At 73.3% G+C, this 21,009-nt stretch carries 16 protein-coding genes; 10 read left to right on the top strand and 6 right to left on the bottom strand.

What is annotated here, in order from left to right; genetic code table 11:
- Positions 1–20: 20 nt before the first annotated feature.
- The 3 genes from BJF86_RS12415 to betT are packed head-to-tail and all read left to right on the top strand — an operon-like array spanning position 21 to position 5,349.
- Positions 21–1,559 (top strand): aldehyde dehydrogenase family protein, encoded by a 1,539-nt coding sequence (locus tag BJF86_RS12415; protein ID WP_075819391.1) that lies wholly within the window; start codon positions 21–23, stop codon positions 1,557–1,559.
- Entirely contained in the window at positions 1,556–3,316 is a 1,761-nt protein-coding gene (gene betA, locus BJF86_RS12410) for a choline dehydrogenase (RefSeq protein ID WP_075819389.1), read from the top strand. Before BJF86_RS12415 ends, betA begins: the two co-directional genes overlap by 4 nt.
- Positions 3,313–5,349, top strand: coding sequence for a choline BCCT transporter BetT (gene betT, locus BJF86_RS12405; RefSeq protein ID WP_075819387.1), 2,037 nt, complete (start codon positions 3,313–3,315; stop codon positions 5,347–5,349). The genes betA and betT overlap by 4 nt, the downstream gene beginning before the upstream one ends.
- Positions 5,350–5,408: 59 nt before the next feature.
- On the opposite strand, the gene BJF86_RS12400 is transcribed toward betT, so the two are convergent.
- Positions 5,409–6,950, bottom strand: coding sequence for a DEAD/DEAH box helicase (locus tag BJF86_RS12400; protein WP_075819385.1), 1,542 nt, complete (start codon positions 6,948–6,950; stop codon positions 5,409–5,411).
- Between the two features lie 153 nt (positions 6,951–7,103).
- Between BJF86_RS12400 and BJF86_RS12395 the strand changes: the two genes are divergently transcribed.
- The 4 genes from BJF86_RS12395 (at position 7,104) to BJF86_RS12380 (ending at position 12,740) form a co-directional block, all read left to right on the top strand.
- The gene (locus BJF86_RS12395; RefSeq protein WP_075819383.1) at positions 7,104–7,949 is read left to right on the top strand and encodes an alpha/beta fold hydrolase; all 846 of its coding nucleotides are present in this window, start codon (positions 7,104–7,106) and stop codon (positions 7,947–7,949) included.
- 92 nt (positions 7,950–8,041) lie between these two features.
- Positions 8,042–11,428 carry a DEAD/DEAH box helicase gene (locus BJF86_RS12390; RefSeq protein WP_075819381.1) on the top strand — a complete coding sequence of 1,129 codons (3,387 nt, stop codon included), beginning with the start codon at positions 8,042–8,044 and terminating at the stop codon, positions 11,426–11,428.
- A gap of 12 nt (positions 11,429–11,440) precedes the next feature.
- Positions 11,441–12,085, top strand: a complete 645-nt coding sequence (locus BJF86_RS12385) for a maleylpyruvate isomerase family mycothiol-dependent enzyme (protein ID WP_075819379.1) — start codon at positions 11,441–11,443, stop codon at positions 12,083–12,085.
- Complete coding sequence (locus tag BJF86_RS12380; RefSeq protein WP_237768207.1) at positions 12,072–12,740, top strand: VOC family protein; 669 nt, start codon at positions 12,072–12,074, stop codon at positions 12,738–12,740. The genes BJF86_RS12385 and BJF86_RS12380 overlap by 14 nt, the downstream gene beginning before the upstream one ends.
- 8 nt (positions 12,741–12,748) lie before the next feature.
- Here BJF86_RS12380 and BJF86_RS12375 read toward each other — a convergent pair whose 3' ends face one another.
- From BJF86_RS12375 to BJF86_RS12365, 4 genes are all read right to left on the bottom strand, one after another.
- A complete protein-coding gene (locus tag BJF86_RS12375; RefSeq protein WP_075819377.1) occupies positions 12,749–13,582 on the bottom strand; it encodes a carbohydrate ABC transporter permease in 834 nt (277 codons plus the stop codon).
- A 72-nt stretch (positions 13,583–13,654) separates the two neighbouring features.
- A complete protein-coding gene (locus BJF86_RS12370; RefSeq protein ID WP_237768206.1) occupies positions 13,655–14,347 on the bottom strand; it encodes a carbohydrate ABC transporter permease in 693 nt (230 codons plus the stop codon).
- Positions 14,344–14,490: a hypothetical protein gene (locus BJF86_RS19015; protein WP_237768205.1), complete on the bottom strand. Its 147-nt coding sequence runs from the start codon at positions 14,488–14,490 to the stop codon at positions 14,344–14,346. The genes BJF86_RS12370 and BJF86_RS19015 overlap by 4 nt, the downstream gene beginning before the upstream one ends.
- Positions 14,490–15,797 carry an ABC transporter substrate-binding protein gene (locus tag BJF86_RS12365; RefSeq protein WP_083653050.1) on the bottom strand — a complete coding sequence of 436 codons (1,308 nt, stop codon included), beginning with the start codon at positions 15,795–15,797 and terminating at the stop codon, positions 14,490–14,492. Before BJF86_RS12365 ends, BJF86_RS19015 begins: the two co-directional genes overlap by 1 nt.
- A 181-nt stretch (positions 15,798–15,978) precedes the next feature.
- Between BJF86_RS12365 and BJF86_RS12360 the strand changes: the two genes are divergently transcribed.
- From BJF86_RS12360 to BJF86_RS12350, 3 genes are read left to right on the top strand one after another with little or no spacing between them, the layout of a single operon-like run.
- Positions 15,979–16,833 carry a L,D-transpeptidase family protein gene (locus BJF86_RS12360; RefSeq protein ID WP_237768204.1) on the top strand — a complete coding sequence of 285 codons (855 nt, stop codon included), beginning with the start codon at positions 15,979–15,981 and terminating at the stop codon, positions 16,831–16,833.
- A gap of 10 nt (positions 16,834–16,843) precedes the next feature.
- Positions 16,844–17,557, top strand: coding sequence for a TIGR02206 family membrane protein (locus tag BJF86_RS12355; protein WP_075819375.1), 714 nt, complete (start codon positions 16,844–16,846; stop codon positions 17,555–17,557).
- Positions 17,554–19,833 (top strand): acyltransferase family protein, encoded by a 2,280-nt coding sequence (locus BJF86_RS12350; RefSeq protein WP_083653048.1) that lies wholly within the window; start codon positions 17,554–17,556, stop codon positions 19,831–19,833. The genes BJF86_RS12355 and BJF86_RS12350 overlap by 4 nt, the downstream gene beginning before the upstream one ends.
- On the opposite strand, the gene BJF86_RS12345 is transcribed toward BJF86_RS12350, so the two are convergent.
- A complete protein-coding gene (locus BJF86_RS12345) occupies positions 19,824–21,002 on the bottom strand; it encodes an acyl-CoA dehydrogenase family protein (protein ID WP_075813635.1) in 1,179 nt (392 codons plus the stop codon). The genes BJF86_RS12350 and BJF86_RS12345 overlap by 10 nt on opposite strands.
- Positions 21,003–21,009 lie beyond the last annotated feature (7 nt).

Genomic DNA, 21,009 nt, shown 5'->3' with positions numbered 1-21,009 from the left:
TCCCCGACGAAGGAGAGGCGATGCCCACGCTCTACATCGAGGGACGGTGGCGGTCCTCCGCCTCGGGCCGGACCCGCGAGATCACCTGCCCGGCCGACCGACAGGTGGTCGCCACGGTCGACGAGGCAGACGCCACCGACGCCGAGGCGGCGGTCGCGGCTGCCCGGACCGCCTTCGACCGCGGTGGCTGGCCGCAGACCCCGACGCCGGAGCGGGCCGCCGTGGTGCGCCGGGTCGCCGACCTGCTGGAGGCCGAGCTGGAGGACGTGGCCCGGCTGGAGTCGCTCGACACCGGCAAGCGGATGGCTGAGTCGCGCATCGACATGCAGGACATCATCGGGGTCTTCCGGCACTTCGCCGATCTCGCGCAGTCCGAGGCGGGCCGGGTCGTGGACACGGGTATGCCGGGGGTCTCCTCCCGGGTCGTGCACGAGCCGGTGGGCGTCTGCTCGCTCATCACCCCGTGGAACTTCCCGCTGCTGCAGACCTCGTGGAAGGTCGCCCCGGCCCTCGCGGCGGGCAACACCTTCGTCCTCAAGCCGAGCGAGCTGACCCCGCAGACGGCGATCTGGCTCCTGGGGGCCCTGGAGCGGGCCGGCCTACCCGCCGGGGTCGGCAACCTGGTCACCGGGGCCGGCGCCGACGTCGGCCCGACGCTGACCTCGCACCCCGACGTCGACCTCGTCTCCTTCACCGGCGGCGTGGTCACGGGGCGGACCATCATGGCGGCCGCCGCGCCCACCGTGAAGCGGGTGGCGCTGGAGCTCGGCGGCAAGAACCCCAACGTCGTCTTCGCCGACGCCGACCTCGAGGCGGCGGTCGACAACGCGCTGACCGCGATCTTCCTGGACTCGGGTCAGGTCTGCTCCGCCGGTGCGCGACTGATCGTCGAGGAGAGTGTGCACGACGAGGTCGTCGACGAGCTCGTCCGGCGTGCCGGTCGCATCCGGATGGGTGGGCCCTTCGACGAGCGCGCCGAGACCGGGCCGCTCATCAGCGACGCCCACCGGGACAAGGTCGCCGCCTACGTCGACGCGGCCCGTGCCGAGGGGGCGGTCGTGCGCTGCGGCGGCGAGATCCCCGGAGGTGAGCTCGAGGGGGGCTGCTACTACCCGCCGACGATCCTCGACGGGTGCCGCACCCAGATGGCCTGCGTGCAGGAGGAGTCCTTCGGCCCGGTGCTCACGGTCGAGACCTTCTCCGGGGCCGACCGGGACGGCGCCGAGGACGCCGCGGTGGCGCTGGCCAACGACACGATCTACGGCCTGGCCGGCGCGGTCTGGACCCAGGACGCGGGCCGCGCCGAGCGGGTCGCCGGCCGGCTGCGGCACGGCACCATCTGGATCAACGATTACCACCCCTACGTCCCGCAGGCCGAGTGGGGCGGGATGAAGCAGTCCGGCATCGGGCGCGAGCTCGGCGTGGTGGGGCTGCACGAATACCTCGAGACCAAGCACATCTGGCACAACACCCGGCCCGCCGTGGCCGACTGGTTCGACCGCGGCGCGCCGCAGGACGCGGCGCCCGCCGCCCACGACACCCCGGAGGAGCAGGTATGAGGACGCGTTACGACTACGTCATCGTCGGCGGGGGCTCGGCCGGGTCGGCCCTGGCCAACCGGCTGTCGGCCGACGCGTCCTCCACGGTGCTCGTGCTGGAGGCGGGACGCGCGGACTTCCTGCTCGACCCGCTCATCCACATGCCCGCCGCGCTGATGTTCCCCTCCGGCAACCCGCTCTACGACTGGGCCTACGAGACCGACCCGGAGCCGCACATGGGCGGGCGCCGGGTGCCGCACGCCCGCGGCAAGGTGCTCGGCGGGTCCTCCTCGATCAACGGCATGATCTTCCAGCGCGGCAACGCCGGCGACTACGACACGTGGGCCACCTTCCCCGGGATGGCGGACTGGGACTACGCCCACTGCCTGCCCTACTTCAAGCGGATGGAGACCTGCCTGGCCGGGGCGGACGCCTGGCGCGGCGGCGCCGGACCGCTGAAGATGGAGCGGGGGCCGGCCTCCAGCCCGCTCTTCCAGGCCTTCTTCGAGGCGACCGGGCAGGCGGGCTACTCCCGCACCGACGACGTCAACGGTTACCGCCAGGAGGGCTTCGCGCCCTTCGACCGCAACGTCTACCGGGGCAGCCGGCTTTCGGCCTCCCGGGCCTACCTGCGTCCGGTCCGCGACCGTGCCAACCTCGACGTCGCCACCCTCGCCATGGCGACCGGGCTGCGCTGGTCCGGGACCCGCGTCACCGGGGTGGACTTCGTCCGCCCGGGCCGTCGCCACGGGTCGGTGGAGGCCGGCGAGGTCATCCTGTGCGGGGGCGCCTTCAACTCCCCGCAGCTGCTCCAGCTCTCCGGCGTGGGCGAGCCCGAGGTGCTGCGCGCCGCGGGCGTCGAGCCGCGCGTCGACCTGCCCGGGGTGGGGGAGAACCTGCAGGACCACCTCGAGGTCTACCTCCAGCACACCAGCCTGCAGCCGGTGTCCATCGCGCCGTGGCTCAAGAAGTGGAAGGCGCCGTGGATCGGGGCGCAGTGGCTCTTCCTCGACAGCGGGGTCGGGGCCAGCAACCACTTCGAGGGCGGTGGCTTCATCCGCACCAACGACGAGGTGGCCTACCCCAACCTCATGTTCCACTTCCTGCCGATCGCGGTGCGCTACGACGGCACCGCGCCGGAGGGCAAGCACGGCTACCAGGTACACATCGGGCCGATGAACTCCGACGTCCGGGGCCGGGTGCGGATCACCGACGCCGACCCGACGCACCACCCCTCCATCCTGTTCAACTACCTCTCCACCGAGCGCGACCGGCGGGAGTGGGTCGAGGTCATCCGGGCGGCCCGGCACATCCTGTCCCAGCCGGCCTTCGCCCCTTTCGACGGCGGCGAGATCTCGCCCGGCCCGACGGTCGAGACCGACCAGGAGATCATCGACTGGGTCGCGCAGGACGCGGAGACGGCGCTGCACCCGTCGTGCTCGGCGAGGATGGGCAGCTCGGACGACGAGATGGCGGTCGTGGACCCCGGGTCGATGCGGGTGCACGGCACCGAGGGGCTGCGCGTCGTGGACGCCTCGGTCTTCCCGACGATCACCAACGGCAACATCTACGCGCCGGTGATGATGGTGGCCGAGAAGGCCGCCGACCTCATCGCCGGCAACACCCCGCTGGCGCCGGAGCACCCGCCGGTCTTCCGCGCCGGACAGGGTATGCCGCTCTACCCGCCGGGCGATCCCCGCAACGAGGCGTGGGACACCCGCGAGGAGGTGCCGAGCGCGCTGCGCGCGATGGCCACCGACAAGGAGGACGACCGATGAGCACGGAGCCCGACACCGCCCCCGAGGAGCTCGACCCGCCCACGGCACCGCGGACGAAGTGGACCGTGCTCGCGGTGGCCGGCGCGATCACCGTCGCCGTCGCGCTGTGGGCGCTCGTCGCGCCGACCCAGTCCTCGGAGGTGCTGGGCGTCGTCGTCGGCTGGACCTCGGAGTGGTTCGGCTGGTTCTACATCGCGCTGGCAACCGTCATCCTCGTCTTCGTCCTCTACCTCGGGGTGCGCCACTCCCGCGTCCGGCTGGGCCAGGACGACGACCGCCCGGAGTTCTCCACCTTCGCCTGGGCCTCGATGCTCTTCGCCGCCGGCATCGGCACCGACGTCATGTTCTACGCCGTGGCCGAGCCGGCCTCGCAGTACCTCTACCCGCCGCAGGGGGAGGGCGGGACGCTGGAGGCCGCCCGCGAGTCCACGGTCTGGACGCTGTTCCACTACGGCATCACCGGGTGGGGGATGTATGCCCTCATGGGCATCGCGCTCGGCTACTTCGCCCACCGGGTCGGGCTGCCGCTCGCCGTCCGGTCCACGCTCTACCCGCTCATCGGGCGGCGGGTGAAGGGCCCCATCGGTGACGCGGTCGACATCGCCACCGTCATCGGCACCATCTTCGGCGTCGCGACCTCGCTGGGGATCGGCGTCGTCATGCTCAACGTCGGCCTCGACGTGCTCTTCGGGGTGCCCCAGGGCATACCCGCGCAGATCGGGCTGGTCGTCCTGGCCATCGTCGTCGCCACCATCTCCGCGACCACCGGGGTGGACCGCGGCATCCGCATCCTCAGCCAGCTCAACGTGCTGCTCGCCATCGCCCTCGCCGGCTGGGTGCTCATCACCGGCGAGACCGCCTTCCTGCTGCGCGGCATGATGATGAACGTCGGCGACTTCGTCTCGATGTTCCCCGGGATGACCCTGGACACGATGGCCTTCGACTACCCGGCCGAGTGGATGGGCTTCTGGACCCTCTTCTTCTGGGCCTGGTGGATCGCCTGGGCCTCCTTCGTCGGGATGTTCCTGGCCCGCATCTCCAAGGGACGGACCATCGGCCAGTTCGTCCTCGGCACGATGACCATCCCGTTCAGCTACATCGTCATGTGGGTCACGATCTTCGGCAACAGCGCGGTCCGGCAGATCCGGGAGGGTGACGCGGAGTTCGGCGAGGCCGCCGTGAACACCCCCGAGCTGGGCTTCTTCACCCTGCTCCAGCAGTATCCGTTGGCGCTCGTGGTCGTCGCGCTCGCGACCTTCGTCGGGCTGCTGTTCTACGTCACCTCCGCCGACTCCGGTGCCCTGGTGATGGCGAACCTCTCCTCCGAGCTGCCGCACGGCGACGACGACGCCCGGGCGTGGCTGCGGATCCTGTGGTCGGTCGCCACCGGCGTGCTGACGATCGCCATGCTGCTCGTCGGGGGCATACCGGCGCTGCAGAGCGCCACCATCATCATGGGGCTGCCCTTCGCCTTCGTCATCATCGCGGTGATGGTCGGGCTGCACCGGGCGCTGGAGACGGAGAAGACCCGCGAGGGGGCGTTGCAGAGCTCGCTGACCTCCTCGCTCGTCGGGCGCGAGGCGTCCGCGGTGCCGTGGCGGCTGCGGCTCGCCCGGACCTTCGGGACGGTCTCGGTGCCGCAGGCGCAGGAGCGGATGTCTGGTGTCGTGGTGCCCGCGCTGGAGTCGGTGCGCGACGCCCTGCTCGAGCAGGGGGTGCAGGCCGAGGTGCTCGTCACCGAGGTCGACCCCGGCGCGCGGGTGGTGCAGACCGCGACGTTGCAGGTGTCCGGGGAGAGCGAAGCCTCCGGGTTCAGCTACCCGGTGCAGATCCGGCGCACCCCGGCCCCCACCTTCGGCACGCGCTCGCTGGACGCGCGGGACCGCACCACCCGGCTGCAGGTGGCGCACCCCATCGCCGGGGGCTACGACCTCATGGGCTACGACGCTGAGGACGTCTGCCACGACGTGCTCGACCAGTACGAGCGCTGGGCGGTCAGCTCGGCGATGGTCGCCGAGGGCCGCGAGCACTAGCCCACCGGCGTCCCGGTGGCGACGTCGGCGGCGGCAGCGCCTCCGCCGACGGCTGCGGGTCAGCGGCGGCGACCACTCCCGCTGGAGGTGGAGAAGGCGACGATCGAGCCGCCCGAGGTCTGCTGCCGGCCCTGCCGGCGGCGGGTCTGGCCCTGCCCCTGACCGGTGCGACCGGATCCCTGGCCGCCGCGGCCCGACCCCTGGTCCTGGCCGCCGCGCCGGGGGCCGCCCTGGGTGCGGTCGCCGCGACCTGTGCCCGGACCGCCACGCCGGGACGACCCGTCCTGGGTTCGGCGTGACCCGCGCCCCTGCTGGCTACCGCCCTGGCCGGTGCGTCGGGAACCCTGACCCTTCGGGCCGCCCGCGCGTCCGGAGCCCTGGCGGCCGCCGCCCTGGGCGGGCGCCTGGATCGTGAGACCACCCGGGACCAGCGTGCGCTCACCCGGGGCCAGCTCGGCGAGGATGGGGTGCCCCGCGTCGGCGCGGGTCGTCGTGGGCTTGATGCCCGCCGCCCGGGTCAGCGAGCGGACGTCGCGCACCTGCTCGTCGGTCATCAGGGTCACGACGGTGCCACCGGCACCGGCGCGCGCGGTGCGACCCGAGCGGTGCAGGTAGGCCTTGTGCTCCACCGGCGGGTCGGCGTGCACCACGAGCGAGACGTCGTCGACGTGGATGCCGCGGGCGGCGATGTCGGTCGCGACGAGCGTGGAGGCCTGGCCGGAGTGGAAGGCGTCGAGGTTGCGGGTCCGGGCGTTCTGCGCCAGGTTGCCGTGCAGCTCGACCGTCGGCACGCCCGCGCCGTTGAGCTGCTTGGCCAGCTTCTTGGCGCCGTGCTTGGTCCGGGTGAAGACGACCGTGCGGCCCGGGGCCGAGCCGAGGTCGGTGAGCACGGCGAGCCGCTGCCCGGCGTCGATGTGCAGCACGTGGTGGTCCATCGCCGCCACGGGCGACTGCGCCGAGTCGGCGTGGTGGGTCACCGGGTCGTGCAGGTAGCGCCGGGCGATGACGTCGACCCCCGAATCGAGGGTCGCGGAGAAGAGCATCTTCTGGCCTCGTCGTGGGGTGCGGTCCAGCAGCCGCTTGACGACCGGCAGGAAGCCGAGGTCGGCCATGTGGTCGGCCTCGTCGAGGACGGTCACCTCGATGCCGGACAGGTCGGCGTGGCCCTGGCCGAGGAGGTCCTCGAGGCGGCCCGGGCAGGCGACGACGACGTCCACCCCGGCCTGCAGCGCGCGGACCTGCGGGTTTTGGCCGACCCCGCCGAAGATCGTCACGTGCGCGAGCCCCGCCTGCGCGGCGAGCGGCTCCAGCGAGGAGGCGATCTGTCCGGCCAGCTCACGGGTGGGCGCCAGGATCAGCGCGCGCGGCAGGCGCCCGCGACGGCGGCTGGCGGAGGGATCGGCCAGCAGCCGGGCCACGACCGGCAGCAGGAAGGCGAAGGTCTTGCCCGACCCGGTGCGGCCGCGGCCGAGGACGTCGCGGCCGGCCAGCGAGTCCGGCAGCGTGGCGGCCTGGATGGGGGTCGGGACGGTGATGCCGCGGGCGGCGAGCACGTCGGTGAGGGAGGAGGGCACGCCGAGGTCGGCGAAGGAAGAGGTCACGGGGATCTTTCGGGACGGATGCGGTGTCCCACCCGGCGCGTCGCGCGTCCGTGGCGGCCGGTGGCCGCGAGATCGGGCACCCCGAGGTGAGACGGTGCGGGATGCGACACCAGTCTATCGCAACGCGGGGCTTCCACCGGCCATGATGGGGTCGTGGACAGCGACGGTGACCGGGTCGAGGAGCTCAGCCACGCCGGGCTGCGGCACGAGGCGCTCGTCGGCGGCCCCTCCGGTGGCGAGCCGGTGGTGCTGCTGCACGGCTTCCCCCAGGACGCGACCGCCTGGCGGGCGCTCGCGCCGCTGCTGCACGATGCCGGGCTGCGGACCCTCGCCCCGCACCAGCGTGGCTACGGGCCCGGGTCGGCGCCGACCTCCGTCTCCGCCTACCGGCTGGACTCCCTCGTCGGGGACGTCCTGGCCTGGCTGGACGCGCAGGGCTGGGCCCGCGCCCACGTCGTCGGCCACGACTGGGGTGGCGCGGTGGCCTGGGCCCTGGGGGCGTGGCACCCCGGGCGGGTGATCACGCTCACCGTGCTCTCCACGCCGCACCCGGCCGCGCTGCGCTGGGCGGTGCGGCACGGCGACCAGGCCCGGCGCAGCTGGTACGTCGCGGGCTTCCAGGTCCCTCGCGTGCCCGAGCTCGTCATGGCCCGGGCGCTGCGTCGGGGGGAGCTGCGGCGCACCGGGCTGCCCGCGGACGACGCCGTCCGGTATGCCGCGCGCCTGGGCTCCGCCGCACGCCTGCGCGGACCGGTCAACTGGTACCGCGCCGCGGCCCGCGGCGGGTCCCGGTCCGTCGGCACCGTCGCCGTGCCGACGGCATACCTCTGGGGCGCCCGCGACCCCTTCCTCGGACGCGCGGCGGCGGAGCGCACGGCGCACCACGTGGTCGGCGACTACCGGTTCACCGAGCTGGGTGCCGGGCACTGGCTGCCGGAGACCCGGGCGCGGGAGGTGGCCGCCACGATCCTCGGGCGGGTGGGTACGCCAGGGCACTGACCGCGCCGAGGGTCGGGCTCGGCGCACGGTCGGTGCCGCCGCCTGTGGACGATCCGCCCGGTCTGTCACCCCCGAGCCCTAGGCTCGGTGCCATGTCCACGGATCTCGCCGCCGCCGACTGGGTGCTGCGGGTCCAGGACCATGAACTGCGCTCCGAGGTCGGCGAGCTGACCTTCGCCCGGGCGCAGGGGTATGCCGACTCCGGTCAGGTCCGCACCCTGGTCACGGGGCCGGACGGCGCCGCCCTGGTCGGCACGGTGACCGGCGGTCGCGGACACGTCTACCAGACGGTGGTCCGGATCCACGACCGCGAGGTGCTGGTCTGGAGCGGCCAGTGCAGCTGCCCGGTCGGTCAGGACTGCAAGCACGCCGTCGCCGTTCTCCTGACGGCGCGGGCCCGGCTGCGCGCCCGCAGCTCGACCCGGTCCGGCTGGGAGGCCGCGCTGGCGCCGCTGCTGCAGGGTGGGGCCGCCAGGGGCGGCACCGCGGCAGGGCACCGGCTGGGGCTGCAGGTCTCGCTCACCCAGGGCCCCGGGGGTCGGGACGAGCGCACCCGGGTCGGGCTGCAGCCCGTGCGGCCGGGCCGGAGCAAGCCGTGGGTCGGGCAGGGCGTCGGCTGGGACGAGCTGACCAACCGCTGGTCGCGGGTGGAGGTGGACCCGCGGCACCGCGCCCTGCTGGCCCAGCTCGCGGCGCTGGGCAAGAGCTCGGGCTTCGGCTACTTCTACTCCTCGGCCAAGGAGCTGCCGCTCGGGGAGATCGGTGCCGTGGCCTGGCCGGTGCTGCGCCAGGTGGTCGAGGCCGGGGTCCCCCTGGTGGGTGGTCGCGGGGTGGCCGACGTGGTGCTGGGGGCCGGCACGGCACGGGCCGGGCTGGACGTCACGCGACGCGAGGACGGTGGCCTGCTCGTCCGCGCCCGTGTCGAGGACCTCGACGGACCCGGGGACGCCGACACCGGTCCTGACGTCCACGCCGGCCCCCACGCCGACAACGACCAGGAACCCCAGGCCGACCGCGACCCTGACTCCGACGTCAGCCCCGGGCACGAGGTCTTCTTCGTCGGCAGGCCGGCCCACGGACTGGGTCGGCTCGACGCGTCCGGGAGGCTCACCCTGCTGCCGCTGACCGAGCCGGTGCCCGACGTCGTCGTCGCGCTGCTCGAGTCCGGCCGCACGATGGAGGTCCCGGCCGACGACGTCCCCCGCTTCCTCACGACCTACTACCCGGCCCTGGCCCGTCAGGTGCGCCTCACCTCGAGCGACGGCAGCGTCGTGACCCCGACCGACCGCCCGCCACGCCTCCGGCTCGAGATCACGCCGGAGGCCGGGCACGTGCTGCACCTGCGGTGGACCTTCGCCTACGCCGTGCCCGCCGTGACCGGGAGCCAGGAGGTGGCCGTCGTCGGCCTGGGGCCGGGGCAGGACGATCCGGTGCGCGACGACCGCGCCGAGGAGCAGGCCCTCGCCGCGGTCCTGCCGTTGCTCGAGGACACCCCGGGCCTGGTGGACCACGGGCGGGCGGGTGCGCACCCCCTGCGTCCCCGCGCGCTGCTCACCGGCATCGGCACGGCCCGCTTCGCGACCGAGGTTCTGCCCAGGCTCGAGGAGTCCGACCAGCTCGACGTCCTGGTGCACGGCGACCTCGCGACCTACGAGGAGGCCGACGAGGCCCCGGTCGTGCACCTGCGGACCACCGAGGCGGAGGAGGGCGACTGGTTCGACCTGCGCGTGCAGGTCCTGGTGGGGGAGACCGAGATCCCCTTCGACCAGCTCTTCGCGGCGCTCTCCCTCGGCCAGGACGAGCTGCTCCTGGAGTCCGGGCTCTGGCTGCGTCTGGACCAGCCCGAGCTGCGCGACCTGCGCCGGCTCATCGAGGAGGCCCGCGAGCTCGCCGACGACGACGGCGAGGAGGACCCTGCGCGGGTGCGGCTCTCGCCCTACCAGGCGGGGCTCTGGGAGGAGCTGGTCGAGCTCGGGGTGGTGCACGACCAGGAGGGACGCTGGCGCGAGCGGGTGGACTCGTTGCTGGCGCTGGGCGACGGGGACCGTGGCCTGGTGCAGGCCCCGGCCGCGCTGGAGGCGACCCTACGGCCCTACCAGCTGGCGGGATACCGCTGGCTGGCCGGCCTCTGGGACGCCGGCCTGGGCGGCATCCTCGCCGACGACATGGGGTTGGGCAAGACGCTGCAGGCGCTCGCGACGGTGGTCCGGGCCGAGGATCGCGGTGACCTCGCCGGCGGCCCGGTCCTCGTCGTGGCCCCGACCAGCGTCGTCGGCGCCTGGGCCGAGCAGGCGGCGCGCTTCGCCCCGCACCTGCGCACGACGACGATCACCGCGACCCGGCGGCGCCGAGGAGCCGACCTGGCGTCCGCCGTCGGGGGCGCCGACCTCGTCATCACCTCCTACACCCTGCTGCGGCTAGAGGCGGAGGCCTACCGCGCGCTGCCGTGGAGCGCGGCGATCCTGGACGAGGCGCAGGTGGTGAAGAACCGCAGGTCGGCCACCTACCAGGCGGTCCGTCGGCTGGGTGCCGACCGGACCGTCGCGATGACGGGCACCCCGATGGAGAACACCCTCATGGACCTGTGGTCCATGACCTCGCTCGCCTCGCCCGGCCTGTTCTCGCGGCCCGAGACGTTCACCGAGCGATACCGCAAGCCCATCGAGTCCGGCGAGGCGCCGCTCGCGCTGGACCGGCTGCGGCAGCGGATCCGACCGTTCATGCTGCGGCGGACCAAGGCGGAGGTCGCCGCCGACCTGCCGGACAAGATCGAGCAGACGCTGGGCATCGAGCTGCACCCGGCGCACCGCCGGGTCTACGACCAGCACCTCCAGCGGGAGCGGCAACGGGTGCTCGGACTGCTCGCGGACCTCGACAAGAACCGCATCGCGATCTTCCGCTCGCTGACCCTGCTGCGCCAGCTCGCCCTCGACCCGGCGCTGGTGGACGAGGAGCACGCCGGGCTCGCGCGCTCGGCCAAGATCACCGCCCTGCTGGAGCAGCTCACCGAGGTCGCTGCGGAAGGTCACCGGGCGCTGGTCTTCTCCAGCTTCACCGGCTACCTCTCACGGGTGCGGATCGCCCTGGAGGAGGCCGGGATCGGGTATGCCTACCTCGACGGCCGGACCCGTGACCGGGCAGCCCGGATCGCGGCCTTCCGCGAGGGCGACGTGCCGGTCTTCCTCATCAGCCTCAAGGCCGGCGGCGTGGGGCTCACCCTGACCGAGGCCGACTACGTCTACGTCCTCGACCCCTGGTGGAACCCGGCCGCCGAGGCCCAGGCCGTGGACCGCACCCACCGGATCGGTCAGCACCGCACCGTCCACGTCTACCGGATGGTGTCCAGCGGCACCATCGAGGAGAAGGTCGTGGCCCTGCAGGAGCGCAAGCGCCGGCTCTTCAGCACCGTGGTCGACTCCGGCGAGTTCGCCGCCGGCACGGTGACCGCGGCGGACATCCGGGGGCTCGTCGAGGGGTGAGAGGCTGAGCGCATGACTGTCACCGGGGGCACCGCGACCTGGGATCTCGTGCACGCCGAGCGACGTGCCCTGGTCGAGGACCTCGCCACGCTCGAGGAGCCGCGGTGGGAGCACGCGTCCCTGTGCCCGGGGTGGACGGTCCACGACGTGGCGGCGCACCTGGTCGACAACGCTCGCACCACGACCCCACGCCTGCTGCTGGCGATGGCGCGCGCCCGCTTCGACTTCGACGCCCAGAACGCCGCCGGCGTGACCCGGGAGCGTGGTGCCACCCCGCAGGAGACCCTCGCCCGGCTCCGGGCCGTCGTCACCCGGACCTCCGGGCCGCCCGCCCCCCGGGCCAGCAGGCTGGTCGAGGAGGTGGTCCACGGCGAGGACATCCGGAGACCGCTGGGCCTCGAGCACGGCTACGCCCAGCAGGCGGTCGAGCGTGCCCTGACCTACCAGCTCGCCACCGCCGTGGGCCTCGGTGGGGCGCGGGAGCGGGTGGCGGGGCTCACGGTGCGCGCCACGGATGCCGGGATCGCCTCGGGCTCGGGACCAGTGGTGGAGGGGCCTGCCCTGGATCTGCTCCTCGTCGCCTCCGGCCGCGTCGTCTCCGGCGCGCTCCGCGGACCGGGCCTTGCCGAGCTGGAGGAGCGCTGTGCGCTGGGCTGAGCGGGCGCAGGAGGCGCCCCTGGACCACCTGGTGCTCGCCGTGCCGGACCTGGACCAGGCGGTCGAGGAGTTGCGCGAGCAGACCGGGGTGAGCGCAGCGGCCGGCGGGTCCCACCCCGGGATGGGCACCCGCAACGCCCTGGTCGCGCTGCGCGGCACGGGCGGGCCCGCCTACCTCGAGCTGCTCGCCCCCGACCCCGCCCAGGAGCCGGTGGCCCCGGAGGCCACGATGCTCGGCCTGGGACACCTGGTGGAGGACGGGACCTTCTCGCCCCGCCTGCACGCCTGGGCGGTCCGCCCCGGCGACCTCGACCGGACCCTTGCCCTGGCCCGGGACGCCGGGCTGGAGGTCGGCACGGCGACCCCCGCCTCGCGCCGGACACGGGGTGGGACCGAGCTGTCCTGGCGGCTGGCGGTCCCGCACCCGCTCGGCCTGGGCGGGGTGCAGCCCTTCCTCATCGACTGGGGCAGCAGCCACCCGACGGACGACGACCTGCCCGAGCTCGACCTCGTCGAGCTCACGCTCGGCCACCCGGACCCCGACCGAGCCCAGCAGGTGCTGGACGTCCTCGGGGCAGGAGGTGCGGTCGTGGGCGCCCCGCGGCCCACGCTCGGAGCCGTGGTGGCCGGGCCGGGCGGCCAGACCGTGCTGTGAGACGCGCCTCAGTCGCTGATGCCGGTCCGCTCGACACCCTGGACGATCCACCGCTGAAGCAGCAGGAACATCAGCAGCAGCGGCAGGATCGCGACGAGCGCGGCCATGAAGAGCGTGCTGATCTGCGAGGTCTGGGCGGTGAGGTAGGTCGACAGCGCGATCTGCACGGTCCACGAGTCGGGGGTGCGGCCGATGACCAGGGGCCAGAGGAAGGCGTTCCAGCTGCCGATGAAGGTGATGGTGCCGATCGCGGCGGCGAAGCCGCCGGAGTTGGGCACGACGACCCGCCAGAAGGTGCCCCACCAGGACAACCCGTCCAGCGCGGCGGCCTCCTCGATCTCCTTCGGGAAGGAGAGGAAGAACTGTCGGAAGAGGAAGGTCGCCAGCGCCTGGAAGAGCCCGGGGATGATGAGGCCGCGCAACGTCGAGATCCAGCCCAGGGAGGAGACGAGCACGAAGCTGGGGACGAAGGTGACGGCCGCCGGGATGAGCAGCGTCACGGTGATGAGCCAGAAGACGACCCCGGACCAGCGGTAGGGGATCCGGGCCAGGCCGTAGCCCGCCATCCCGGAGAGCACGAGGACGCCCACCGTCTGGCTCACGGCGATGACCGTGCTGTTGAGCAGCGCCCTCCCCATGGGCACCGTGCGGTTGTCGAAGACCGCGGCCAGGTTGCCCCACTCCCAGGTCGGCGGCAGCCAGTGCCACTGCGCGGAGGCCAGGTCGGCCTCGGTGCTGAAGGCGCCGCGCAGCAGGAGATAGAAGGGCAGCAGGAACAGCGCTGTCCCCAGGAGCAGCAGCACCCAGCGCAGGAGGGCATACCGGCGTCGTTCGTGCAGCACGTCAGTCCCTCCCGCCGAGCCGGAGCAGCCTGGTCTGCAGCAGCGCCACCACCGCGATCATGAGGGTGAGGATCACCGCACCGGCGCTGCCGTCGCCGAAGTTCTGGCCCGACCCGAGCGCGGTGTAGTAGAGGTAGACCAGCGGCGGCCGGGCGTAGGGCGGGTAGCTGCCGAAGCTGGACAGGATGTTGTAGAACTCGTCGAAGGCTGGAAGGCGTTGATGAGCAGCAGGAGCAGGACCGCGGTGGACGCGGGGAGCAGCTGCGGCCAGGTGATGTGCCGGAAGACCTGCCAGCCCTCGGCGCCGTCGATGGCCGCCGCCTCGTAGAGCACCGTCGGGATCCGCTGCAGCGCCGCGAGGAACAGGATCATGTAGAAGCCGACCTGCAGCCAGAGCCGGGCGGAGACGATGACCAGCCAGTACCACGGCGGGTCGGTGAGCGAGAGCCACGGGACAGGGTCCACGCCGATCAGCCCGAGTGCCGCGTTGGCGACGCCCGAGCGCATCCCGGAGAAGATCGACATCTTCCAGATCAGCGCCGCGACGACGTAGGAGCAGGCCACCGGGAGGAAGAAGACCGAGCGGAAGAAGGCCTGCATGACGCGGGTGCGGGCAACCAGGACAGCGGTGAGCAGGGACAGCGCGAAGGTCGTCGGGACGATGAAGGCGGCGAAGACGACGAAGGTCAGCAGCGAGTCCCGGAACGCCCTGTCGCCGAGCATGTCGCGGTAGTTGGCCAGCCCGACGAACTCGGTCGGCGTCACCGTGTTGTAGGCCTCGAAGAAGGAGAGGTAGACGCTCCACCGATCGGGACGTAGATGAACAGCACCAGCCCCGCGAAGAACGGGCCGACGAAGACCCAGAACCACAGGTTGACGTCTTGGCGACCGCGAAGCCGCGCGAGCATCAGGCGGTGACCCGCTCCAGCTCGTCCTCCACGATCGGGACCAGCGCGTCCAGCTCCTCCTGCGGGTCCGCGCCGTCCCGGACGATGCGGCTCATCATGTCGCTCCAGGCGGTCGCGCTGCGCGGGGTCCACAGCAGCGGGGTCTGGGCGTGGCCGTACTCGGTGACGTAGCCGGCGGCGTCGGCCGCCGGACCGGACGCGAGCACGTCGGCCTCCGGGATCAGGCTGGTGCGCGAGGGCACGTGGAAGCCGTAGGCGGTGGCGAAGTCGAGCTGCTTGTCGGTCTGGTCGATCCACAGCCAGCGGACGAAGGCCCGGGCCGCCTCGACGTCGGTGGCCCGGGTGGACACGCAGGAGCCGTAGGCCCCCACCGGGACCGACGGTGAGCCGCCCTCCAGTGCCGGCCAGGGGATGGCCCCGAAGTCGTCGCCCAGCGCCTCGCTGATGGCGGGGAAGGTCCACAGCCCGGTCCACTGCATCGCGGCGCGCCCGGAGGTGAAGGCCCCGGCGTCGAACCAGTCCTGGGCCTCGCCCAACAGCAGCGACTCGTCGGTCCACAGCGTGCGGAGCACCGACAGCGCCTCGGCGGCCCCCGCGTCCTGGAAGCCCACCTCCTCGCCGTCGAGGTAGTCCAGCCCGGCGGCCCAGAGCATGGGGCCGCCGAGCAGGCCGGCGCCACCGTCGTTGCCGAGGAAGAGTCCCTTGACGTCGCCGCGGCTGAGCTCGCGGGCCGCGGCCACGAGGTCGGGGATCTGCTGCGGTGGCTCGATCCCGGCCTCCTCCAGCAGGCTGCGGCGGTAGACGAGGACCTGCATGTCGAGGACCTGGGGGACCGCCCAGATCTTCCCGTCGTAAGTCATCCGCTCGATGAGCGAGGGGGTGAAGTCGTCCAGGGTGTCGCCGAAGAGGTCGGTGAGGTCGGCCACCTGCTCGCCCTTGATCATGTCGATCGTCGGTCCGTTGCCGTACTCGAAGACGTCCGGACCGGCGTCGGTGAGGAGCGAGGCCGCGGTCGACTGGTCGTAGTCGCCCGGCTTCCAGGAGACGGTGACGTCGGCGTCCGGGTAGTCCGCGGCATACCGCTCCACCGCCTCCTGGGTGCCGGCCTCGCCGTACTGGTGGTACCACTGCGCGATCGTGGGGCGGCCGCCCCCGCCGCTGGACGGGGCGGCATCCTCGCCGCTGCCGGTGCCGCGCCCGGTGTTGTCGCCGCAGGCGGCGAGAGAGGCGCCCAGCGCCCCGGCCCCGGTGAGGGCCAGCATCCGGCGGCGGGACAGGCTCGGGGTCGAGCGTGCGGAACGGGCCATCGTGGTCCTCCTGGGGCGGCGTGTCCGGGGCGGCGTAGACGAGCAGCATATTCTGCCCGTCGCCGGTGTGACAGCAGTGGCGCGTGAGGTCACGATTGCGCAACGGCCGGTGTGTGCTGGCAACGTGGGGGGCGGGCCATCACGTCTACTGGGCGACGGACGACGACGAAGGGGATCTGGTATGCGGACGCGACGACTCGTGCTGCGCCCTCTGCGGCAGCGCCTGCTCACCGAGCCGCTCCCGCGGCGCGCGCTGGTCAAGGGCGGCGCCGGCCTCATGGCGGGGGCCGTGGTGGGGGGGCTGCAGGACGACGGGGGCATCTTCGCGCTGCCGCAGCCCGAACCAGAACCCGAGCCCGAATCGGAGCCGGTCGAGCCCGAGCCCGAGCAGGCGGAACCGGAGCCCGAGCCCGAGCCGGAGCCGGTGGAGCCCGAGCCTCCGGCCGTGCTGGCGCGCGGCAGCGGCGGCGAGGCCGTCTGGGCGCTGCAGGAGCAGCTCAACGCCACGGGGTACTGGTGCGGCGCGCCCGACGGCGGCTTCGGCCACCTGACCCAGCAGGCGGTGTGGGCCGCCCAGAAGGCGCACGGCCTGGTCCGGGACGCCGTGGTGGGACCCGGCACCCGTGCCGCCCTGGAGACCGGCTACCGACCGGCGCCGGCCTACGGCGGCGACCACGTCGAGGTGCACCTGGCCAGCCAGCTGCTGCTCGTGGTCCGCGGCGGCGCGACCACCATGACCCTCAACACCTCCACCGGCAACGGCGAGCCCTATGAGTTCGAGGACGGCACCTACGACGCCCACACGCCACCGGGCGACTTCGCCGTCTGGCTGACGCACAGCAACGGTTGGCGGGACGGCGAGCTGGGCGAGATGTACCGGCCGATGTTCTACTCCGGCAACTACGCCGTCCACGGGTCGGAGTCGATCCCGCCCTACCCCGCCTCGCACGGCTGCGCGCGGGTCTCGGTCGCCGCCATGGAGATGATCTGGGCCCAGGGCCTCATGAGCATGGGCAGCCGGGTCGTCGTGGTCTGACCCCGCCCACGTGGAGGACTTCCTCGATCCGCACCCGCCGTGGATCGCCATCGGCGGTGCCGAGCACCTGCTCTACGTCCTCGGGCTGGTCGTCGTGGCGGGCACGCTGCTCCTGGCCCGGCACCAGGTGCGCGAGCACGAGGCCGCGGTGCGCGCCGTCCTGGCCGTCGTGGTGGTGGTCCAGCAGGTCACGCTCTACGGCTTCTACCTGGTGACCGGCTGGGACCCGGCCGAGACGCTCCCGCTGCACATCTCGCGGGTGTCCGCGCTGCTGGGGCTGGCCTACCTGGTCACCGGCAGCCGGCGGGTGATGGACGTGCTCTTCTTCTTCGGGCTGTGGGCCTGGGCCAGCTTCGCCTATCCGCAGAACATCCAGCCCCCGACCAACATCCTCGGCTGGAGCTTCTTCGTCAACCACGTCGTGACGCTGCTCCTGCCGGTCCTCGCGTGGGTCACCACCGACTGGCGTCCGAGCCTGCGCGGGATGCGCCTGGCCCTCGGCTGGTTCGCCGTGTACCTCGTCGTGGCGGTCGCGGCCAACGCCGCCTTCGACGGCAACTACTTCTACCAGCGGGAGCGCCCGCTGCTGCCGTGGCTGGGGCAGCCGTGGTACCTCCTCGCCTCGGTCGCCGCGACGGTCGCGCTGTTCTCGCTGGGGTATGCCGTGAGCCGCCTCGTCGCCCACCGTATCGACCGCCCGGCGCGCGTAGAATCGGTCCAATGAGCAGTCCGGGGGGTCGTCATCTGCCCTCCCGACACCGACCCGACATCGAGGGGATGCGGGCGATCGCCGTCCTGCTCGTGCTGCTCTACCACGCGGGCGTGCCCTGGCTGCCCGGCGGCTACACCGGGGTGGACGTCTTCTTCGTCGTCTCCGGCTACGTCATCACCGGTCTGCTCCTGCGCGAGGCGACAGGGACCGGTCGCGTGGACCTGTCGCGGTTCTGGGCCCGCCGAGCGCGCCGGTTGCTGCCGGCCTCGATGCTCGTGCTGCTCACCACGGCCGCGCTGACGCTGCTCTGGGTGCCGCAGGTGCGCTGGCGCGAGATCGGCTGGGACGTCGTGACCTCCGGCCTCTACGTCGTCAACTGGCGGATGGCCGAGCGATCGGTCGACTACCTGGCCGAGGACTCGGTCGCCTCGCCGGTCCAGCACTACTGGTCGCTGGCGGTCGAGGAGCAGTTCTACGTCCTCTGGCCGCTGCTGGTGGCGCTGGCCCTCTGGCTCGCCCGCCGCCGCGGGCTCCCGGTGGTGCCCACGGTGGCGGCGCTCCTGGCGGTGCTCGTCGTGCTGCCCTCCTTCGCCTGGGCGGTGCACCTGAGCTCGGCCAGCCCGCCGGAGGCCTACTTCGTCACGACCACGCGGCTGTGGCAGCTGGGGCTGGGGGCGCTGGTGGCGCTCGGCGCGTCCTGGTGGCGGCGCGTCCCGGTCCCGGTGGCCACGGCGCTGGCCTGGCTGGGACCGCTCGCCGTCCTCGCCGGAGGCCTCCTGCTCGACGCCGGCTCCGCCTGGCCTGGCTGGCCGGCGCTCGTGCCGACCCTGGGGGCCGCGGCGATGCTCGTCGGGGGCGTGCGTGCGTCCGTGACCTGTGGCCCGGCCCGGGTCTACGGCTGGTCGGGGTTGCAGTGGACGGGGGCGCTGTCCTACTCGCTCTACCTCTGGCACTGGCCGCTGCTGGTGCTGGCGCAGGCCCGGTTCGGTCCGCTGGACGTCTGGGCCGGGCTGGGGGTGGTCGTGCTCAGCGTCGTGCCCGCCCTGCTCGGTCACCTGTTCCTCGAGCAGCCGATCCGGTATGCCCGTGGCGCCCTGGCGGGTCCTCGCGGGGGCCTCGTCGTGGGACTCGCCTGCACCCTGCTCGCGGTCGGAGCCGGGGGCTACCTGGTCCGCGAGGTCGACCGTCAGGTGCGCGCCAACGAGGTCGCGGGCGCGTCGGCGCAGGGGGCGGGGGTGCTGCGGGAGCCCGGGACGCTGGCCCCCCGACGACCCCGCGCCGCGGGTGCCGCCGGGGGCAGCGAGGCCGGGGTGCGGATCGGCTCGAGCGGCGACGACAGCAGCGACGACGGCGGTGACCCCGCCACGTCGACCTCCGGCGCACCGGAGGCCTCGCCACGGCATACCGTCCCTGCCGGCACCGAGGGTGCCCCGTCACCGTCGCTGGACGACCTGGACCTGGGGGCGCAGGACGGGTCGATCACCCCGGACCCGCTGGAGGCGACGCGGGACGTGCCCGCGCTCTACGCCGACGAGTGCGACAGCACCGGCGACGAGGTGGTGCGCTGCACCTACGGCGAGCCCGACGGTGCGCTGCGCGTCGCCGTCGTCGGCGACTCCAAGATCGCCCAGTGGGTGGGCGCTCTCGCCGCGGCGGGCCGCGAGCAGGACTGGCGGGTCGACGTCTACTACCGCTCGGCCTGCCCCTGGAGCGCGACCCTCGTGCAGTTCGACGAGGAAGGTAGGGCCCGGGCCTGCCGTGACTGGGGCGACGAGGTCATGCAGGAGCTGCTGGCCCAGCCGCCGGACGTCGTGCTCACCTCCTCGGTGAAGTCGCAGGGCCTCGGTCCGGACGGCGAACTGTCCGGTGAGGCGCTCGCCGACGGCATGACACAGCGGTGGAGCCGGCTCGGCGACGAGGGCGTGCCGGTGGTCGCGCTCGCCGACACCCCCCAGCCGGGTGGTTCCCAGGTCTACGCGTGCGTCGCGGAGCACCGGGAGGACCTCGGGCGGTGCCGGATCGACTACAACCGCGGCAGCGGCACCGGGCCGCTGCTGCGCGCCGTCGCCGAGGTCCCCACCTCCACCTTCGTCACGATGAACGACTGGGTCTGCCCCGGCCAGGACCGGTGCCCGCCCGTCGTCGGCGGGGTGCTGATCTACCGCCAGGGCAGCCACATCACCGACACGTATGCCCGGTCCCTCGCGCCGGTCCTGCAGGACCGGCTGCTCGTGGCCTTCGACCGGGTCGGTGTCGGCCGGTCGCGCGAGGTCGACCCTCAGCGGTAGGCCTGCTGCCCGGTGAGCGCCTGCCCGACGACCAGGGTGTGCATCTCCTCCGTGCCCTCGTAGGTGAGCACCGACTCCAGGTTGTTGGCGTGCCGCATGACCGGGTAGTCGCCGGAGATGCCGTTGGCGCCGAGGACCGTGCGGGCGGTGCGGCAGATCTCGAGGGCTGCCGTCACGTTGTTGAGCTTGCCGACGCTGACCTGCTCGGGCCGGAGGCCGACCGCGTCCTTGCGGCGGCCCAGGTGCAGCGCGAGCAGGGTGCCGGTGGCCCAGGACTGGTGCATCCGGGCGAGTTTGGCCTGGGTGAGCTGGAAGGCGCTGATCGGCCGCCCGAACTGCTCCCGCTCGCCGGCATATGTCAGCGCGGTCTCCAGCGCCGTCCGCGCGGCGCCCATGGCGCCCCAGACGATGCCGTAGCGCGCCTCGGAGAGGCAGGCCAGCGGCCCCTTGAGGCCGCGGACGCCGGGCAGCAGCGCGCTGCCCGGGAGACGGACGTCCTCCAGGACGACCTGCCCGGTCACCGAGGCCCGCAGCGACATCTTGTGGCCGATCGTCGGGGTGCTCACCCCGGGGGTGTCGGTGGGCACCACGAAGCCCCGGACCCCCTCGTCCTCGGTCCGCGCCCAGACCACGGCGACGTCGGCGAGGGGGGCGTTGGTGATCCACGACTTCGTGCCGTGGAGCACCCAGTCGTCGCCCTCGCGGGTCGCCCGGGTGGTCATCGACCCCGGGTCCGAGCCGTGGTCGGGCTCGGTGAGGCCGAAGCAGCCGATCGTCTCCCCCCCGGCCATGGACGGCAGCCAGGACTGCTTCTGCTCCTCGCTGCCGAAGGAGTGGATCGCCTCCATGGCCAGCGAGCCCTGCACCGACACCAGCGACCGGACGCCGGAGTCGGCCGCCTCCAGCTCGGTGCAGGCCAGGCCGTAGTCGACCGCGCTCATGCCGGCGCAGCCGTAGCCCTCGAGGTGCATGCCCAGCAGGCCGAGCCGGCCGAACTCCCGCGCCAGCCCGCGCACCTGGTCGTGCGCCAGGTCGCCGTGCTCGTACCACCCCGCGACGTGCGGGAGCACGTGCTCCGCGCAGGCCCGGCGGACGGAGTCGCGGACGGCGCGCTCGTCGTCGGTGAGCAGCGCGTCCAGGTCGAGCAGGTCGAGGGTGGCGGGAGGCATACCCTCA

This window comes from Serinicoccus sp. CNJ-927 (genome assembly GCF_001942435.1).
Lineage (GTDB): Bacteria > Actinomycetota > Actinomycetes > Actinomycetales > Dermatophilaceae > Ornithinicoccus > Ornithinicoccus marinus.
The sequence above is the reverse complement of the archived record's forward strand: the minus strand, read 5'-3'. Positions and strand labels throughout refer to the sequence as shown.